The organism is Pseudomonas sp. PA1(2017) (genome assembly GCF_001945375.1).
GTDB lineage: Bacteria > Pseudomonadota > Gammaproteobacteria > Pseudomonadales > Pseudomonadaceae > Aquipseudomonas.
In genome coordinates this window covers 463,810-480,335 of the sequence record NZ_MSXU01000009.1, presented here as the reverse complement: position 1 = coordinate 480,335, position 16,526 = coordinate 463,810, and the positions used below count along the sequence as shown (strand labels likewise).

Sequence of the window (16,526 nt, the reverse complement as noted above, 5' to 3'; positions counted from 1 at the left end):
GATCGTCGATCAGCTATATAACCATATTAATGGTAAAGGCGGTATATATAGATTTTTTATCTGGGTCGAGTCGTTCACTCGTGGCGGGATCGATGTTGCAGCATGGGCACCAGGTAAACCGGCACATCGCACAACTGCAGCAGCCTGGCAGCGGTGCGACCCATTGGCACCTCGAGTGCAGCGCCATGGCTATGACTGCCTACGACCAGCAAATCCACACCGAGTTTCTGGGCGTGCTCGAGAATGGAAATCGGCGGATCGCCACGCAGAACGCTGACCGAGCCGATCAGTTCCAGATCATCCTGGCTGTCACCCAGTTCGTCACGAAAGCCTTCGAGCACGCGTAATTCGATATTGCTCATCACGGTTTCCAGGCCCGTGCTGCGCAGCTCTTTCAAGCGGGTTTCATCGACGTAGGTCTGCAGCACGGACTCGGCGAACAAGCCCATGGGCTCCACCACGTGCACGACGTGCAGGCGCGCCTTGAAACTGCGCGCCAATGCCAGCGCATGTTGCAGCACATAGGGCGCATACAGACCAAGGTCGGTGGCATAAAGAATCGAACGAATCATGCGGCCTCCTCGACTGCCGGCACGGCGGGGCCTGGCTTGAGCTTAGCAGCGCCGCGCAAAAGCTACCGCAAAAGGCCAGCAGCCGCGCACCGCCATCGTTCAGGGCAGGTCTTCAGGCGCTCTGGCAAGCGCTTCGAGCAACGCCTCCCGTAGCTCGGCAACCGACAACATAGCCTGCAACGCGCCATAGAACTCGCCATCGCACACCACGAAAAGCGCTGGCAACTGGAAGACTTCATAACGCTGGACCAGGCCAGAGTTTTCCTGGGCATCGATCCAGACCAGACGCTGGACCGGCAACCCCATCTCCGGAAGCTGCTGGCGCGCGTAGCGGCAGCTCGCGCACCCCTGGCTGGTGAAGATCACCAGCGATGCACCGGGGAGGTCAAGCAATCGCCGATCGGCATCAAAATCGGTCAGTTCCAATTGCGTGGCTATACTCGGCAAGGCAATATCATTCTGATGGCAACTGAGGTGGTCGGTCATGCGTCGCTTTCTTCGTCATAGCAGTAATCTGCCCGTGGAGTTGAGACTGCGCCGCCACTCGCCGAGCGCCAGCCAGCGCCTCGACAACATCAGCCTGGGCGGCGCCGGTTGCCGGTCGAGCCAACCACTGCCCCAAGGCACGCCGGTCACGCTGCACATCCCGCTGTTGGGCGAACAGGTAGCCTACCCCGGCCAGGTCGCCTGGTGCACGAAGCAATCGGAGCATTATCTGCTTGGCGTGGCCTTCAGTGAGCACGCGCCAGAACTGCGCGCGCGCATGGTCGAAGACATCTGCAACCTGGAACGCTTCCGCCAGCATCGCGAACAGCAGGCGGGCCAGATACTGCCCCTGGAACTGATCGCCGAGGAATGGCGCGAGCAGCGCCTGGCCATCTTTCCCCCATCCACGCCCTAATTACCATTGTCTCGGCGGGCGCTAACGCGCTAAGGTTCGGCTTCCCCGCTGTGCCCATACTGCTGTGCCCGCTGCACGGGGATCGCTGGCGGCCGGCTCCCGTGACCCGATGACCCACCCGATGAAAAGCACGATAGCTGAATTACCGATCAACGACCTGAACGTCGCCTCCAACGAAACCCTGATCACCCCGGAACAGATCAAGCTCGAGATCCCGCTGACCGAGCGCGCGCAGCGCACCGTATCGGCTGGCCGGCAGGTGGTGCGCGACATTCTCGATGGCAAGGATCATCGCCTGTTCGTGGTGGTCGGCCCCTGTTCCATCCATGACATCAAAGCCGCTCACGAATACGCCGAGCGCCTGAAAGTGCTCGCCGAGGAAGTGTCCGACACGCTGTATCTGGTCATGCGCGTGTACTTCGAGAAGCCGCGCACCACCGTCGGCTGGAAAGGCCTGATCAACGATCCGTACCTCGACGACTCCTTCAAGATTCAGGACGGCCTGCACATCGGCCGCAAGCTGCTGCTCGACCTCGCGGAAATGGGCCTGCCCACCGCCACCGAGGCGCTGGACCCGATTTCCCCGCAGTACCTGCAGGACCTGATCAGCTGGTCGGCGATCGGCGCGCGTACCACCGAGTCGCAAACCCACCGCGAAATGGCCTCGGGCCTTTCCTCGGCCGTCGGCTTCAAGAACGGCACCGATGGCGGCCTTACCGTGGCCATCAACGCCCTGCAGTCGGTTTCCAGCCCACACCGCTTCCTGGGTATCAACCAGCAGGGCGGCGTTTCCATCGTCACCACCAAGGGCAACGCCTATGGGCACGTAGTGCTGCGTGGTGGCAACGGCAAGCCGAACTACGATTCGGTCAGCGTGGCCATCTGCGAACAGGAACTGAAGAAGGCCTCGATCAAGCCGAACATCATGGTCGACTGCAGCCACGCCAACTCCAACAAGGATCCGGCGCTGCAACCGCTGGTGATGGATAACGTCGCCAACCAGATCCTCGAAGGCAACCAGTCGATCGTCGGCCTGATGGTCGAGAGCCATCTGGGCTGGGGCAGCCAGTCGATTCCCAAGGATCTCTCGCAGCTCAAGTACGGCGTCTCGATCACCGACGCCTGCATCGATTGGGAAAGCACCGAGAAAACCCTGCGCGGCATGCATGCCAAGCTCATGGACGTGCTGCCCAAGCGCCAGCGTGGCTAAGACCGCCACCATGAAAAACGCCGAGCATCTGCTCGGCGTTTTTTTGCGCGGCGCTTGCCTCAATCCTGGTCGGCAGCGCCTTCGGTCCGCGCCATGTAGCGCTCCACGTAGGAACAGGACGCGATCACCGTGTAGCCCATTTGATCGGCGTAATCCAGCGCCGTCTGGGTCAGCGCTGCCGCGATGCCACGACCGCGCAGGGAGTTGGGCACGAAGGTGCGATAGATATCCAGCGTCTGCTTGCCCAGATCCATATAGGAAAGATAAGCGCGATCACCATCCACTGTGGTCTCGAACTGGTGACCGGCAAGGTCATGATGAATGGACAGTGGCTCGCTCATTACTACTCCTCTCGATTGGGCCAGGCACGACATCCCGGCAGGGCCTGCGTACATCCGGTAACAATAGGATATAAAGCCACTGTAGAACGTAAAGGGCAAGGCAAAATCCTTTAGCCGAGCAATTGACATCGTCTTGCAATTCTCAAGTGCGAAAATGACAGCACTTAACTACGTACATGCTCACTACCTGTACAACTATTGGGCCGTAGCACGTTAATTTCAGAGAAAAAATTCGGAACCCTTGCCTGCTGTCCGTTTACTTACTAAAAGTTACAGGTAGTATGTACGCCGGCCATTTTCCGGGTTCGGGAAAGGGCTTCAATAAGCAAAAAACTGACCCTAAGGGGAACACGATGAACAACGCTCTGAAATTCTCTGCTCTGGCTCTGGCCGCAGTTCTGGCTACCGGTTGCAGCAGCGTTACCAAAGAAACCGAAGCTCGCCTGACTGCAACCGAAGACGCAGCAGCTCGCGCTCAAGCTCGTGCCGACGAAGCCTATCGCAAGGCTGACGAAGCACTGGCTGCCGCTCAGAAGGCTCAGCAGACCGCTGACGAAGCCAACGAGCGCGCTCTGCGTATGCTGGAAAAAGCCAGCCGCAAGTAATCGCCCCCGGGCAATAAAAAGCCGGCTCTCGAGCCGGCTTTTTTATGTCTGCTGCCAGGGCACTCGCGCGCGAGCGGCCGAGTCTTTATCAGAGAGACGACGACTGGATCACCCTGTCGCGCGGCGAGTCGATCTCCACCGGCAGGCCGTCATGGGCCGCCACCACCTCGCGCACTACGTCCCAGTCCAGGGTATCGGCACTGAGGTCGTGACGGCGGATCAGCGCATTGACCACTTCAGCGTGATGATCGACAGCCGGGGCATCTTCCTCGCCCAGCGGCGTATGCGCTTCCAGATACACGTTGCCGCCACTCACGCCGAACTTGTACGGCTCGTTGATGATGCGCACGGGCGTGCCGACCGGCACCATGTCGGCCAGTTCGAGCACGTTGTTGTTGAGCATGCGGAAGCAACCGTGGCTCACCCGCATGCCGATGCCGAACTTCTTGTTCGAGCCATGAATCAGGTAGCCCGGTACCGACAGCGTCATCTTGTAGGGCCCCAGCGGATTGTCCGGGCCTGGCGGCACGTAGCTCGGCAGCGGGTCGCCGTCGGCCGCATGCTCGTCACGGATGGACTGCGGTGGGTACCAGCCTGGGTTCGGCGTCTTGGCGGTGATACGCGCCTGGGTTACCGGGGAACTCCAGCCTTCACGACCGATTCCCAGCGGGTAGGTATGGACGACGTTCTGGCCTTTCGGGAAGTAGTACAAGCGGTATTCGGCAAGGTTGATCACGATGCCTTCACGCGGCCCGGATGGCAGGATGAAACGCGTTGGCAGCACGATATCGGTGCCCTCGCCCGGCAACCAGGCATCCACCCCCGGGTTGGCCGCGACCATTTCCAGATAGCCCAGATCGTTCGCCGTGCCGATATCGGCAAAGGTGTCCTCGTAGCGCGCCTTGATGACCTGAACCTCGCCGACGATATCCTCGCCGGGCGGCGGCAACGGCAATTCCAGTGCGGCAGCGGAGCCTGCCAGACAGACAGCACCCAACGACAGACAGCGGGCAAGAGCTGAAACGCGCGGCGACATGCAGAAAACCTTCGAGGTGGAGATGATGGTGGGGTTGATTGTATACCGTGGCGCCCCTCAGCGCCCCGGCCACGCGGGCCGATCACCACGGCGCTGAGCCTCGAGCGTGGCCAGGCAGGCGCGACACAGGCGACGGTCCTGCAGCATGGGGCGCTCCAGGTCGCGCCATAGCGGCTGTGCGGGCAGCAGACCACCACACAAGGTGCGATCGGCATAGCCGCCGAGCTCCAGCTGACGGGCGACCAGATGCACCTTCACCTCACGGCAGGCGAACAGATCCAGCTGCTCGTCCGGCTCGATCAGTTGGTAGGCATACAGGGACCAGACGGGTCGCAACATTGGGGGCTCCAGAGCGGGGGCGCCACATTAGCCGAAACACCGTCAGCGGAAAAGCCCGTTACAGCAATGGTTTGAGGGTCGGCCAGACATTCTCCAGCAGCCGCGGCTGGGCCGCCACGGCGGGATGCACGCCGTCATCCTGCATCAGATTGGTAACGCCACCCACGCCCTCGAGAAGAAAGGGCACCAGCGGCACACTTTTCTCGGCGGCCACGTCATCGAACACCTTGGCGAATGCCGTGGTGTAGCGCTCGCCGTAGTTGGGCGGAATGCGCATGCCCAGCAACAGCACCTTGGCACCGGCGCCTCGTGAGAGATCGATCATCGACGCAAGATTCTGTTGCAATTGGCTCGGCGGCAAACCGCGCAGGCCATCATTACCACCGAGCTCGACGATCACCAGTTGCGGCTGGTGTTCGGCAAGCAGCGCCGGCAGCCGCGCCGCCCCGCCGGCACTGGTGTCGCCACTTATCGAAGCGTTCACCACCCGGTGCTCGAAACCCTCGTCGCGCATGCGCTCGTCGAGCAGGTGAACCCAGCCCTGCTGGGTATCCATGCCAAAAGCGGCGCTGATACTATCGCCAACGACCAGCACGGTCCCCGCCTGCGCCATCTGCCCTATCAGCAGCAGGCCCAGAATGGCCCCCTTCACTATCGCACGCATCGGATTCCTCATGAGCTCAAGCATTCTGTCTGCGCAGAACCTTAACAAAGTGGTCTCCAGCGCGGAAGGCGAGTTGACCATCCTGCATGACCTGTCCCTTGAGCTGGAAAAAGGCGGCAGCCTGGCCATCGTCGGCAGCTCGGGCTCCGGCAAATCCACCCTGCTCGGCCTGCTGGCCGGCCTCGACCTGCCGAGCACGGGGCGCATCGTGCTGGCGGGCAACGACTTGGGCAGCCTGGATGAAGATGCCCGCGCCAGGGTGCGCGCCGAGCACGTCGGGTTCGTGTTCCAGTCGTTCCAACTGCTCGACAGCCTCAATGCCCTGGAGAACGTCATGCTGCCCCTGGAACTCGAAGGCCGTAGCGATGCCCGCCAGCGCGCCACCGAACTGCTCGAGCGCGTCGGCCTGGGCGCACGCCTGACCCACACCCCACGCCAACTCTCCGGCGGTGAACAGCAGCGCGTCGCCATCGCGCGGGCCTTTGCGGCCGATCCCGACGTGCTGTTCGCCGATGAGCCGACCGGCAATCTGGATACCCACACCGGCGAGCGCATCAGCGACCTGTTGTTCGAGCTCAATCAGGAGCGCGGCGCCACCCTGGTGCTGGTCACCCATGACGAGCGCCTTGCCGCGCGCTGCCAACGCATCATCCGCCTGGAGGCCGGCCACCTGGTGGCAGCGGTGACCGCCTGATGCGCGCCCTGTCCTTCTCGGCCCTGCTGTCATTGGCAGGCCGCCAGCTGCTGCGCGACGCGCGCTCGGGTGAGCTGCGCGTGCTGTTCTTCGCCCTGCTGATCGCCGTGGCCTCCAGCACCGCCATTGGCTATTTCGGTGCGCGGCTGAACGAGGGCATGAGTTTGCGCGCCACCGAGTTTCTCGGCGCCGATCTGATTCTCCGCGGCAGCGCTCCGGCCGAGCCCGAGCAGATCGAGGCGGGCACGCAGCGCGGGCTGGAGCATGCCCAGGTCGTCGAGTTCTCCAGCGTGATCGCCAGCGATGCCGGCATTCAGTTGGCCAGCGTCAAGGCGGCCGGCCCGGGCTACCCGTTGCGCGGCCAGCTCAAGAGCGCTGCCGCACCCTACGCCGAGGAAATCATCAGCGCCGGGCCGGGGCCCGGCGAAGTGTGGGCAGAGTCGCGCCTGCTGGTAGCACTGGATCTGAAAACCGGCGACGAAATCGAAGTCGGCGCCAAGAAACTGCGCCTCACCCGGGTGCTGACCTACCTGCCGGATGAGGCCGGCGACTTCTATAGCCTGACGCCCCACGTACTGATGCACCTCGACGATCTGCCGGCCACCCGCGTGGTGCAGCCAGGCAGCCGGGTGCGCTACATCGAACAATGGAACGGCCCGAGCGATGCCCTGGTCAGTTATCGGCAGGCTGTGGAACCCGGTCTGGCGGCCCACCAGCGCTTCGATGACGCCCGAGACGGCAGTCGCCGCGTCGGCGGCGCGCTGGATCGCGCCGAGCGCTACCTCAATCTCGCCAGCCTCGCCGCCGTGCTGCTGGCCGGCGTAGCCGTGGCGCTCTCGGCTGCGCGCTTCGCCAGCCGCCGCTTCGACGCCAGCGCGCTGCTGCGCTGCCTGGGCCTGTCACGCCGTCAGGCGCTGGGCCTGTTCGGCCTGCAACTGGCGATGCTCGGTTTGCTCGCCAGCCTCGCCGGCGCACTGCTCGGCTGGCTTGCCCAGCAAACCCTGTTCCACCTGCTGCAGGGCCTGCTGCCCACGCAGATTCCCCCGGGCGGCATCTGGCCCGCGCTGGCCGGCATCGCCACCGGGCTGGTAGCCCTGGCCGGCTTCGCCTTGCCGCCACTGGCTGCATTGGGCCGCGTGCCACCGCTGCGTGTGCTGCGCCGTGACATGCTGCCGGTGCCGGCCAGCTCCTGGTTGGTCTATGGTACGGCCTTGCTCGCCCTAGGGCTGATCATGTGGCGCCTGAGCCTGGATCTGCCGCTGACCCTGGCGCTGCTCGGTGGCGGGCTGGTCACCGCCCTGCTGCTGGGCGGCCTGTTGCTGCTCGGCCTGCAGAGCCTGCGTCGCCTGTTGGCTCGGGCTGCTCTGCCATGGCGCCTTGGCCTTGGCCAACTATTGCGCCGACCGCTCGCCGCCGCCGGGCAATCCCTGGCGTTCGGCCTGATTCTCCTGGCCATGGCACTGATCGCCCTGCTACGCGGTGAATTGCTGGACAACTGGCAAGAGCAGCTGCCGGCCGACGCGCCCAATCATTTCGCCCTCAACATTCTGCCCGCCGAACACGACGCTTTCGCCGAGCGGCTGGCACGGCTTTCCCCGCACCCTGCGCCCCTGTACCCCGTGGTGCCGGGCCGCCTGACCCAGGTCAATGGCGAGCCGGTTCGCCAGTACGTAACCGAGGATTCACGGGGCGAGCGCGCGGTGCGCCGCGATCTGAGCCTGACCTGGAGCGCCGACCTGCCCGACGGCAACACCCTCACCGCCGGCCAGTGGTGGACTGCAGGCGAACAACGGGAACTGCCCGGCGTGTCCATCGAGGACGAACTGGCGCAGAGCCTGCACATCAAACTCGGCGACCGCCTGACCTTCAGTGTCGGCGGCGTCGATCGCGATGCCGTGGTGACCAACCTGCGAGAGGTGGACTGGAACAACTTCCAGCCCAACTTCTTCATGATCTTCGAGCCGGGCACCCTCAAGGATTTGCCGGTAACCTACCTGACCAGCTTCTACCTGCCGCCGCAGCACGAGCAGCAGTTGGTGGAGCTGTCCCGCGCTTTCCCTTCGGTATCGCTACTGCAGGTCGAGGCGCTGCTCAACCAGCTGCGCAGCATCCTGGCCCAGGTCACCATCGCCATCGAATTCGTGCTGTTGTTCGTCCTGGCTGCGGGCCTCGCGGTATTGTTCGCCGGGTTGCAGTCGACGCTGGACGAACGCATCCACCAGGGCGCGCTGCTGCGCGCCCTGGGCGCCGAACGCAAGTTGCTGGTGCAGGCCCGACGTGCCGAGTTCGGCCTGCTCGGCGCCGCCAGCGGCTTGCTGGCGGCGCTGGGCTGCGAGCTGGTCAGCTTTCTGATTTACCGCTACGCCTTCCAGATGACCTGGCAACCCCATCCGTGGCTGCTGGTGCTGCCGCTGATCGGCGCGCTACTGGTCGGCATCGCCGGTGTGCTCGGCACGCGCCGCGCGCTCAACGCCAGCCCGCTCACCGTTCTGCGCGAGGGTTGATAGACTGCGCATCCGCCACAGACCGAGCCCAGCATGAGCCGATACCGCCCTCCCCGCGCTGCGGGAACGCCCCTGATCACCCCGCAAGGCGAAGCGCGCCTGCGCGCCGAACTGCATGAGCTCTGGCATGTGCGCAGGCCCGAGGTCACCCGCTCGGTCAGCGAGGCGGCAGCTCAGGGTGACCGCTCGGAGAACGCGGAGTACACGTACGGCAAGAAAATGCTGCGCGAGATCGACAGTCGCGTGCGCTTCCTGACCAAACGTCTGGAGAAGCTGAAAGTCGTCGATACCCGCCCGAGCGATCCGGACAAGGTCTATTTCGGCGCCTGGGTCACCGTCGAGGACGAAGATGGCGTCGAGGCGCGCTACCGCATCGTCGGCCCCGACGAACTCGACCTCAAGCTGAACCTGATCAGCATCGACTCGCCCCTGGCCCGCGCGCTGGTCGGCAAGGGTCTGGACGCCGAAGTGCGGGTGCAGACGCCGACTGGCGACAAGTACTGGTACATCGTCGCCATCGATTACCCTTAAGCCAGGCTCAGCGCAGGGTGATCAACCCCTGCCGGGCGATACGCGTCAACTGGCCAAGTGCCTCGGCGCTCGGTCGTTGCAGCACGGCGAAGTCGAAACTGTCAGCGGCGAAACGCTGCAGCGACTCGCCCGGCTCGGCGAACTGCACGAGAAAGGCACGCTGGCCTTCACGGCGCGCCGGCCAGCCGTCCAGGTAACGCAGCAGCGTCGGTTGATGAACGCCACCCAGCAGAATGCGCGGGTTGCGACGAACCAGTCGGGTGGTGATGGGGACGATACGAATTTGCGCAGCCTGGGAGCAGGTCATGGGTGTTTGTCTCCGCCTCGAAAATCCCGCTGGGCAGCGGTGAGAGGCAACACCGAACCAGCGCTTTAGCGGAATTTCAGGATTCGATGAAGAATCCCTGAGGCGCCCCGCAAGTAGCTGTCTAAATCGGCGCAAGTGGCAATCCTAGAGAGTTGCCGATCAGCCTGTCAACAAGCAGAAAAGCCCGCATCGGCGGGCTTTTCTGGCAATGCGGCGCTTAGCCGGCGATGCGCTTGTCCAGCGACAGCCGCCCAGCACCTTCGATCAGCAGGGCCAGCGTGGCGGCCAGCAGGGCCAGAGCGAACTCGTAGCCGTTGTCGGCCATGAAGAAACCATTGCCGATGTGCACCGAGAAGATCGCCACCAGCATGGTGATCGCCAGGACCGCCGATGCCGGTCGAACCAGCAGGCCGATGACCAGCGCCAAGCCGCCGAAGAACTCTGCGCTGCCGGCCATCAGCGCCATCAGGTAGCCTGGCGCCAGGCCGATGCTTTCCATCCACTGGGCGACGCCCGCCAGGCCATAGCCACCGAACCAACCGAACAGCTTCTGCGAACCATGGGCCATGAAGGTGATGCCGACCAACACGCGCAGAATGGTCAGGCCGAAGCCGGCTCGGGTGGTTGCCAGGGATTTGATGAATGCGTTCATGAGGCGAATCCTTTGCGATGTGAGTGAGATGGCGCCATATTAATTCAAATATCGAATATTAATACCGAATAAAACCGCTAAAAATTATCGACTAATTCGATTATTTACGCATGCTCACTTTTTGCGCGGGCTCTAGGGAATAACGCTCACGCGCGTACGCCAGATAGTATTTGTTCACTGCATTGACGTAGCTGACCACGCCCATGCCCAGCTCTTCCATGGCTACCCGCTCGACCTGGAAGAACCACTGGTCAGGGTTGAGACCGCGCCGTCGTGCCTCCGCCCGCAGGCTTTGCACCCGCTGCGGCCCGAGGTTGTAACCGGCGAGCACGAATGCCATGCGCTCACGCTCGTTGAGGCGCGGGCTGTTGAAGAAGCCGCGACGAATCTTGGCGAGATACTTGGCACTGGCCTGCACATTGTTGTCGATCCGCGAGATGTCGCTGACGCCGACGCTGCGCGCCGCCGCTGGGGTGATCTGCATCAAGCCGGTAGCCCCGCTGCTGCCCCGCGCCGCCGGGTTGAGCGTCGACTCCTTGAATGCCAGCGCGGCCAGCGCCAGCCAGTCGAAATCGTGTTGCTCGGCGTAACGCTGCAGCACCGGGCGCACGCGCTCCAGGCGCTGGCGCTCGGTACGGCCCATGGGCGAGTGCACTTTATAGAGCCGACGGTAGACGCGCTGGAAGGCGGCATCCTGATCGTCGGGCACCCGATAGCTCTCCAGAAAGCGGTCGACGCTGGCGCTGAGCATCGGTGCGTCGCGGCGCATGTACCAGCGCATGTCGCCGCTGTCGTCGAGCACCAGATGGCGGTCGACGCGCAACTTGGGCATCACCTTGGCCCAGCGCTCGGCGATGTGCAGCTCCACGGCGGTGAAATCGAAGATGCCGGCCTGGACCATTTCCAGCACGTCCTCGACGGCCAGGGTCGGGTCCACCCACTCGACGACGATGGGCGGCAGTTTGCGACCCTCGAGCCGGCGGTTGATGTCGTGCAGCGCTTCCTTGGCCACGCTGCCGGCCGGCAGCGAAAGGCTGCGCCCGGCCAATTGCTCGAGCCGCTGATAACGCCGGTTACCCTGCCGCGCAACGATCACCACCGGCACGTCACGGCGTATCGCTTCGCTGGCCAACACGTTGCCGCCTTTGCTGTCGAGTAACTCGCCGGGCGCTACCAGATCACCCTCGCCGCGCTGCAATGCCGCGAGCAACTGATCCTTGGCCCTGGGGATCAGTTTCAGGCGCAGATTGCGGCCATCACGGGCGTTGCGATTGAGGTACTGCTCCAGGGCGCGCAGACGCTGATACTCGACGCCGATGCTCTGCCCCTTCACCTCACCCGAGCTGTTACGGCTCTGGTTGACCAGTACGCGCAGCTCGCCGCTCTTGCGAATGCCCGGCAGGTCGCGCGGCGCGGCCGTGCCGGTGACCTCAACCGGACCGGCGATACGTGCCATTGCCGGCAGGGGCAGCCACAGCAGCAGACAGATGATGACGAGGACGCGCAATATCGATGCTCCGATAGCGGAAACCGGCCGATGGCCAGGGGTGGTGATCCAAGGGCGGATCGCGGGGCGCGGCAAGCTCGCCACGCTGACGGCATCAGCTCCTCATTTACGTCACGAATCGACCACAAGTTTTTGTAATCGTTAGCTTTTTATCGGCAATAAAAAGCTCTGTTATGCTGCGCCCTCTCGTTTCACAGGGTCACACCATGCAACTCATCGACATCGGCGTCAATCTGACCCACGCAAGCTTCGACGATCAGCACGCGGCAGTGCTCGAACGCGCCTTCGCCGCCGGCGTCTGCCAATTGATACTGACCGGCACCAGCCTGGCCGAAAGCGACCATGCACTGAGCCTGTGTCGGAAGCTGGACGAGCGCAGTGAGCGGCTGTTCAGCACCGCCGGCGTGCATCCCCATGACGCCAAACACTGGAGCAGCGACGACAGCAAGCGCCTGCGCGCCCTGCTCGCCGAGCCGCAGGTCAGGGCGGTGGGCGAATGCGGCCTGGACTTCAACCGCGACTTCTCGCCGCGTCCGCAACAGGAAAAGGCCCTGGAGGAGCAACTGAGCCTGGCCGCCGACTTGCAGATGCCGGTGTTTCTCCACGAGCGCGACGCGCACCCGCGTTTCGTGCAGATCCTGCGCGATTACCGTGATCGCCTGCCGGCCGCCGTGGTGCACTGCTTCACCGGCGAACAGCGGGCCCTGTTCGATTACCTGGACCTGGATCTGCATATCGGCATCACCGGCTGGATTTGCGATGAGCGCCGCGGCGCGCACCTGCATTCCCTGGTGAAGGAGATTCCCGCCGGCCGTCTCATGCTGGAAAGCGACGCGCCCTACTTGCTGCCGCGCAGCCTGCGCCCGAAACCCAAGGGTGGCCGCAACGAACCGGCATTTCTGCCCGAGGTGCTGCGTGAAGTGGCCCTGCACCGTCAGGAGTCACCTGAATCCGTAGCCCGGCACACGACGGCCTGCGCCCGGGCCTTCTTCGCCCTGCCAACCATCGCCGAACAGGTCGATGATCGTGAAAATGATCGCGAGCCCTCAAGCCAGACGGATCGCCGCCGTTAACCTCGAAGCAACCGCGCTGCTTCTGAGCCGTGGCAGCCGATTCGTCGGCTGCCTTTGACTCACATCAAGGGATGATCATTTTGCCCGTGAAAGAATAATGGCGCCTTGCCAGCACTTCATTCATGTCGAGAGCAAAAAAACATGCCCGTCTGGATTCGCGATATTTCCCTGAAACACAAGTTCTGGGCGGTGAACGCCGTCGCCTTCGTCACCACCCTGCTGCTCGTGCTGTTCGCCATGCTTCAGGAGCAGGACACCTTTGCCCAGGCAGCCCGCGCCGATGCCCAGAAGCACGCGCAACTGGTCGCTGCCTGGCCAGCCGCCCAGGCGCTGCCCGCCAGCACCAGCCTGATCACCTTCAAGCCCGGGGAAACGCCCAGGCTGCCCGGCGATGCCGATGCTGCTGCGCTGAGCAACGGGCGCGGTTGGGTCGCGCTCGAACACGACGGTCTGTTCGGCAGCGATCCGCTGCTTGGCGCGCAGATCGTCGAGCGCGCTGCCGACCAGCGCATCGCCGTACTCGCCGTCGGCCGCAGCCTGGCCCAGGTGTTCGCCGAGCGTGCCGGCAGCTACGCCCTGGCGGTCGCCGTGCTGATGCTGGCGTTGCTCGCCGCCTCGCAGCTGCTGATCCGCTTTTTGCTCACCCATCTCAATACCCTCAAGGACGTCATGCTGCACGTCGAGAAGAGCGGCGACCTGTCCGCCCGCGTGCCCCTGCAGAGCCGCGATGAGGTCGGTCAGATGGCCGGCGCCTTCAATGCCATGCAGGATGGCTACCAGCGGGTGGTTGGCGCGGTCATCCAGGCCGCCTCGCGGCTCGACGAGGGCACCGGGCGCCTGGCGCAAAGCATGAAGGACGTGCGTCAGGGCATGCTCGGCCAGCAGAGCGAAACCGACCAGGCCGCCACTGCCATCAACGAAATGTCGACCACCGTCCACCATATCGCCGAGCACGCGGCCACCACCCGCGACCAGTCGCAGAACGCCGATCAGCTCGCCGGGGCCGGGCAGACCGTGGTCACCCGCGTGGTCGATTCCATCACCGGCCTTTCCAGCGGCGTGCAGCAGACGGCCACCATGATCGAGCAGGTGGCCGCCGACAGCCAGAAGATCAGCAGCGTGGTCAACGTGATCCACGGCATCGCCGAACAGACCAACCTGCTGGCCCTCAACGCTGCCATCGAGGCAGCGCGGGCAGGCGAAATGGGCCGAGGCTTCGCGGTGGTGGCCGACGAGGTGCGCAACCTGGCCAAGCGCGTGCAGGACTCGACCGACGAAATCACCAGCATGATCGGCACGCTGCAGGCCGGCACCCGCGATGCCGTGGAATTCATGCAGGAAAGTTCGCTCAAGGCCGACGACTGCGTGCGCGCCGCCCATGAGGCCGGGGACGCACTCGCTGCGATCACTGGCGCGGTGGCACAGATGCGCGAAAGCAACACGCAGATCGCCGTCGCCGCGGAGCAGCAGAGCCTGGTGGCTGAAGAGATGACTCGTTCGGTGATCGGCATCCGCGACGTTACCGAGCAGACCGTTCAGCAGACCCTGGAGTCCGCCACCACCAGCAGCCAATTGGCCGATCTGGCCGGTGAACTGTCACGCGCCATACGTCAGCTCAAACCCTGACGGCTGGCCATTGCGGCAGATAGTAGAAAGCCTATCTGCCGTATAGGACGGATCAATTCGCGGCCCTATCCCGCGCGCCATAGACTGGTTCCATCTGATGCAGGAGACCGTCCATGAGCACGCATACCGCTACCCTCGCCCGTCAAACCGAATCGCTGGACACGCCGATGCTGGCCATCGCTCTGCCGCTGTTGCTGGTGTCACTGGTGCTGGCGGGCAGCGGCACAGGTGCGCTTTCGCTGGCGCTTTCCGGCCTGGGCGCCATGGCCGCCTACGGCCTGGCACGCCAGGCGCTGCTGGGTGGCGCTCAGTCGAAAACGGTTACCGTCTGACGGCTGATGGCCAGCAGCTCGCCCTCTGCACTCCACAGCCCCGCCGCCACATGCCCGTAGCCATCACGGGCATGCTCGATTTCGGCGCGATACAGGCACCACCCATCAGAGGTGAGGTGGCGCAGTGGCTGAATGAATTCGATGGTCCAGGTCAGTGAGCTGCCGGGCGCCGGCTTGTCGAGCAGCGACAGCACAGCCGGTGGCCACGCATCGACCAGCCCGAGCAGGTGCGCCTCATCGAGTGGTTCGATGCGCTGCTGCTCGCGAAAACGCACCCAGCCGCCCATTTCCCGAGAGTGACTGCCACTGAACGGCAGGCCGCCCAGACCCCAGCGCATCGCCAGGTGTCGGGTGAACTCCGGCGTGACCTGCGCAACGTAGGGCAACTCCTGGCTTTGCTCAGGCGCCTTGATCACTGGCGCCGGCAGCGCCTGTACATTGATCGCAGAGCTGCGCGGCGTGCCGAAGCTGCCCTGTATCAACGCCACCACCTGGCCGTTCTGCACGGCACGCCCCAGCACCTGACTGACCGATGAGCCGGCGCGTAGTACTTCAGCCTCGAAACAGGTGGCCACGCCAGGAGCGACCGGGGCGACGAAGGTGATCGCCAGGGATCGCGGTGGGCGATCGGCGGGGACCTTGCTGCGCATCACGGCATAGACCAGCGCAGCCACGAGGCCGCCAAAAGTGGCTCGGCCCTGGCCCCAGTCGGCGGGAATCGACAGCGCTTCGGGTGTGCGCTGCACCTGCTCAAGTAGCTCGAAGAAATTCATGGTCACCTCTCTTGTCATCGTATGGATGGTAAGAGACGCGCCACGCTACCGCGAGCCCGGCGCAGACGGCAGATCGGTCATTGTTGGGGCTCGAGCGCTGCCAGCAAACGCGCCTGGATCGCCTGCGCCGAGCGTTCGGCGGCTTCCATCGATGCGCGCCAGGCCGGAATGAAGCCCCTCAGATCGGGCTCGTGCTCGGCGGTTGCCAGCCACTGTAAATGGTCGTGCCAGTCGCCGAGCACCGCCTGGCCTTTCTTGAGCAGCTTCAGTTGCGCGGCCGACAATGGTGAAAGCTGCGGGTAAGCCTCGGCGGTGTAACGCACTCGTTTGATCAGCAGGCGTACCCGGTGGCGATCGTGCTCTGCATCGCCCAACGCGTCGATCAGCTTGCCGCGCTGCTTGCGCAGGTAGCGTTTGACGCTTTTCTGCAGGTCGTCGAGTTCGCCGCTGGCCTGCTGGGCGGTCAACTCCTGCGGCCATTCATCCAGCGCGTGGAACAGCGCTGGCAAAGCGCGACTGGCGAGCACCATTGCATCGCCTTTGCGACGCTGCACCATGCGCCGGTCTGCCGCGGCGTGCTCGCCATGCGCGTGCAAGGTTTCGATCAGCACTTCCAGATCGCGCAGCGGGCCCGTTAGTCGCCCGAGCTCGGCCGCGCGGTTCTGCAGGGCATCGCTGCCGGCAGCCCCCTTGAGCGGCTTGAGCAGGCTGCGTAGCCTGCGCAGGCAGACGCGCAGATCATGCAGCGCCTCATCATCTGTTTGCGCCTGAAGGCGCTCGCGGCAGGCATAAAGCGCGACTTGCAACCGTAGTACTTCGCTGCGCAACTTACCGACAAAACCGCTCATTGCAGAACTCC

General features: G+C 64.0%; 20 protein-coding genes. 9 read left to right on the top strand and 11 right to left on the bottom strand.

Annotated elements, in window-relative coordinates; genetic code table 11:
- Positions 1–74: 74 nt before the first annotated feature.
- Positions 75–572, bottom strand: a complete 498-nt coding sequence (locus tag BVH01_RS09320; RefSeq protein ID WP_075930061.1) for a universal stress protein — start codon at positions 570–572, stop codon at positions 75–77.
- Between the two features lie 99 nt (positions 573–671).
- Positions 672–1,058 (bottom strand): co-chaperone YbbN, encoded by a 387-nt coding sequence (locus BVH01_RS09315; protein WP_075930060.1) that lies wholly within the window; start codon positions 1,056–1,058, stop codon positions 672–674.
- On the opposite strand from BVH01_RS09315, the gene BVH01_RS09310 reads away from it, so the two are divergent.
- Both BVH01_RS09310 and BVH01_RS09305 read left to right on the top strand, forming a co-directional pair.
- Entirely contained in the window at positions 1,057–1,473 is a 417-nt protein-coding gene (locus tag BVH01_RS09310) for a PilZ domain-containing protein (protein WP_075930059.1), read from the top strand. The genes BVH01_RS09315 and BVH01_RS09310 overlap by 2 nt on opposite strands.
- A gap of 133 nt (positions 1,474–1,606) precedes the next feature.
- Positions 1,607–2,683, top strand: coding sequence for a 3-deoxy-7-phosphoheptulonate synthase (locus BVH01_RS09305; RefSeq protein WP_075930993.1), 1,077 nt, complete (start codon positions 1,607–1,609; stop codon positions 2,681–2,683).
- A gap of 59 nt (positions 2,684–2,742) precedes the next feature.
- Here BVH01_RS09305 and BVH01_RS09300 read toward each other — a convergent pair whose 3' ends face one another.
- Positions 2,743–3,024, bottom strand: a complete 282-nt coding sequence (locus BVH01_RS09300; protein ID WP_075930058.1) for a GNAT family N-acetyltransferase — start codon at positions 3,022–3,024, stop codon at positions 2,743–2,745.
- Positions 3,025–3,377: 353 nt separating this feature from the next.
- Between BVH01_RS09300 and oprI the strand changes: the two genes are divergently transcribed.
- Positions 3,378–3,629: an outer membrane lipoprotei OprI gene (oprI, locus tag BVH01_RS09295; protein WP_070883071.1), complete on the top strand. Its 252-nt coding sequence runs from the start codon at positions 3,378–3,380 to the stop codon at positions 3,627–3,629.
- 88 nt (positions 3,630–3,717) lie between these two features.
- Here oprI and BVH01_RS09290 read toward each other — a convergent pair whose 3' ends face one another.
- Genes BVH01_RS09290 through BVH01_RS09280 form a run of 3 tightly spaced genes read right to left on the bottom strand, consistent with a single transcriptional unit; the run spans position 3,718 to position 5,668 of the window.
- A complete protein-coding gene (locus tag BVH01_RS09290) occupies positions 3,718–4,665 on the bottom strand; it encodes a L,D-transpeptidase family protein (RefSeq protein WP_075930057.1) in 948 nt (315 codons plus the stop codon).
- Positions 4,666–4,722: 57 nt separating this feature from the next.
- Complete coding sequence (locus BVH01_RS09285; protein ID WP_013791648.1) at positions 4,723–5,004, bottom strand: hypothetical protein; 282 nt, start codon at positions 5,002–5,004, stop codon at positions 4,723–4,725.
- A gap of 58 nt (positions 5,005–5,062) precedes the next feature.
- On the bottom strand, positions 5,063–5,668 hold the full coding sequence (locus tag BVH01_RS09280; protein WP_075930056.1) for an arylesterase: 606 nt from the start codon (positions 5,666–5,668) through the stop codon (positions 5,063–5,065).
- 10 nt (positions 5,669–5,678) lie between these two features.
- Between BVH01_RS09280 and BVH01_RS09275 the strand changes: the two genes are divergently transcribed.
- Genes BVH01_RS09275 through greB form a run of 3 tightly spaced genes read left to right on the top strand, consistent with a single transcriptional unit; the run spans position 5,679 to position 9,397 of the window.
- On the top strand, positions 5,679–6,362 hold the full coding sequence (locus BVH01_RS09275) for an ABC transporter ATP-binding protein (protein ID WP_075930055.1): 684 nt from the start codon (positions 5,679–5,681) through the stop codon (positions 6,360–6,362).
- Positions 6,362–8,866 (top strand): ABC transporter permease, encoded by a 2,505-nt coding sequence (locus BVH01_RS09270; RefSeq protein ID WP_075930054.1) that lies wholly within the window; start codon positions 6,362–6,364, stop codon positions 8,864–8,866. The genes BVH01_RS09275 and BVH01_RS09270 overlap by 1 nt, the downstream gene beginning before the upstream one ends.
- A 33-nt stretch (positions 8,867–8,899) precedes the next feature.
- Positions 8,900–9,397, top strand: coding sequence for a transcription elongation factor GreB (greB, locus tag BVH01_RS09265; RefSeq protein WP_075930053.1), 498 nt, complete (start codon positions 8,900–8,902; stop codon positions 9,395–9,397).
- 7 nt (positions 9,398–9,404) lie between these two features.
- Here the strand turns inward: greB and BVH01_RS09260 are convergent, their stop codons facing one another.
- From BVH01_RS09260 to BVH01_RS09250, 3 genes are all read right to left on the bottom strand, one after another.
- On the bottom strand, positions 9,405–9,704 hold the full coding sequence (locus tag BVH01_RS09260; protein WP_075930052.1) for a hypothetical protein: 300 nt from the start codon (positions 9,702–9,704) through the stop codon (positions 9,405–9,407).
- 217 nt (positions 9,705–9,921) lie between these two features.
- Entirely contained in the window at positions 9,922–10,356 is a 435-nt protein-coding gene (locus BVH01_RS09255) for a DoxX family protein (protein WP_075930051.1), read from the bottom strand.
- Between the two features lie 100 nt (positions 10,357–10,456).
- Positions 10,457–11,866, bottom strand: a complete 1,410-nt coding sequence (locus tag BVH01_RS09250) for a transglycosylase SLT domain-containing protein (protein ID WP_075930992.1) — start codon at positions 11,864–11,866, stop codon at positions 10,457–10,459.
- 203 nt (positions 11,867–12,069) lie between these two features.
- On the opposite strand from BVH01_RS09250, the gene BVH01_RS09245 reads away from it, so the two are divergent.
- From BVH01_RS09245 to BVH01_RS09235, 3 genes are all read left to right on the top strand, one after another.
- Positions 12,070–12,936: a TatD family hydrolase gene (locus BVH01_RS09245; RefSeq protein ID WP_075930991.1), complete on the top strand. Its 867-nt coding sequence runs from the start codon at positions 12,070–12,072 to the stop codon at positions 12,934–12,936.
- A 141-nt stretch (positions 12,937–13,077) separates the two neighbouring features.
- Positions 13,078–14,562, top strand: coding sequence for a methyl-accepting chemotaxis protein (locus BVH01_RS09240; RefSeq protein WP_075930050.1), 1,485 nt, complete (start codon positions 13,078–13,080; stop codon positions 14,560–14,562).
- A 113-nt stretch (positions 14,563–14,675) separates the two neighbouring features.
- Positions 14,676–14,894, top strand: a complete 219-nt coding sequence (locus BVH01_RS09235) for a hypothetical protein (protein WP_075930049.1) — start codon at positions 14,676–14,678, stop codon at positions 14,892–14,894.
- On the opposite strand, the gene BVH01_RS09230 is transcribed toward BVH01_RS09235, so the two are convergent.
- Positions 14,870–15,667, bottom strand: coding sequence for an acyl-CoA thioesterase II (locus BVH01_RS09230; protein ID WP_075930048.1), 798 nt, complete (start codon positions 15,665–15,667; stop codon positions 14,870–14,872). The two genes, BVH01_RS09235 and BVH01_RS09230, sit on opposite strands and share 25 nt — an antisense overlap.
- 77 nt (positions 15,668–15,744) lie before the next feature.
- Positions 15,745–16,515, bottom strand: a complete 771-nt coding sequence (locus tag BVH01_RS09225) for a CHAD domain-containing protein (protein ID WP_075930047.1) — start codon at positions 16,513–16,515, stop codon at positions 15,745–15,747.
- Positions 16,516–16,526 lie beyond the last annotated feature (11 nt).

Coding starts and splice junctions, on each gene's coding strand:
- BVH01_RS09320 (WP_075930061.1), bottom strand. CDS start 572: ATGATTCGTTCGATTCTTTATGCCACCGACCTTGGTCTGTATGCGCCC.
- BVH01_RS09310 (WP_075930059.1), top strand. CDS start 1,057: ATGCGTCGCTTTCTTCGTCATAGCAGTAATCTGCCCGTGGAGTTGAGA.
- BVH01_RS09315 (WP_075930060.1), bottom strand. CDS start 1,058: ATGACCGACCACCTCAGTTGCCATCAGAATGATATTGCCTTGCCGAGT.
- BVH01_RS09300 (WP_075930058.1), bottom strand. CDS start 3,024: ATGAGCGAGCCACTGTCCATTCATCATGACCTTGCCGGTCACCAGTTC.
- oprI (WP_070883071.1), top strand. CDS start 3,378: ATGAACAACGCTCTGAAATTCTCTGCTCTGGCTCTGGCCGCAGTTCTG.
- BVH01_RS09290 (WP_075930057.1), bottom strand. CDS start 4,665: ATGTCGCCGCGCGTTTCAGCTCTTGCCCGCTGTCTGTCGTTGGGTGCT.
- BVH01_RS09285 (WP_013791648.1), bottom strand. CDS start 5,004: ATGTTGCGACCCGTCTGGTCCCTGTATGCCTACCAACTGATCGAGCCG.
- BVH01_RS09280 (WP_075930056.1), bottom strand. CDS start 5,668: ATGCGTGCGATAGTGAAGGGGGCCATTCTGGGCCTGCTGCTGATAGGG.
- BVH01_RS09275 (WP_075930055.1), top strand. CDS start 5,679: ATGAGCTCAAGCATTCTGTCTGCGCAGAACCTTAACAAAGTGGTCTCC.
- BVH01_RS09270 (WP_075930054.1), top strand. CDS start 6,362: ATGCGCGCCCTGTCCTTCTCGGCCCTGCTGTCATTGGCAGGCCGCCAG.
- greB (WP_075930053.1), top strand. CDS start 8,900: ATGAGCCGATACCGCCCTCCCCGCGCTGCGGGAACGCCCCTGATCACC.
- BVH01_RS09260 (WP_075930052.1), bottom strand. CDS start 9,704: ATGACCTGCTCCCAGGCTGCGCAAATTCGTATCGTCCCCATCACCACC.
- BVH01_RS09255 (WP_075930051.1), bottom strand. CDS start 10,356: ATGAACGCATTCATCAAATCCCTGGCAACCACCCGAGCCGGCTTCGGC.
- BVH01_RS09245 (WP_075930991.1), top strand. CDS start 12,070: ATGCAACTCATCGACATCGGCGTCAATCTGACCCACGCAAGCTTCGAC.
- BVH01_RS09240 (WP_075930050.1), top strand. CDS start 13,078: ATGCCCGTCTGGATTCGCGATATTTCCCTGAAACACAAGTTCTGGGCG.
- BVH01_RS09235 (WP_075930049.1), top strand. CDS start 14,676: ATGAGCACGCATACCGCTACCCTCGCCCGTCAAACCGAATCGCTGGAC.
- BVH01_RS09230 (WP_075930048.1), bottom strand. CDS start 15,667: ATGAATTTCTTCGAGCTACTTGAGCAGGTGCAGCGCACACCCGAAGCG.
- BVH01_RS09225 (WP_075930047.1), bottom strand. CDS start 16,515: ATGAGCGGTTTTGTCGGTAAGTTGCGCAGCGAAGTACTACGGTTGCAA.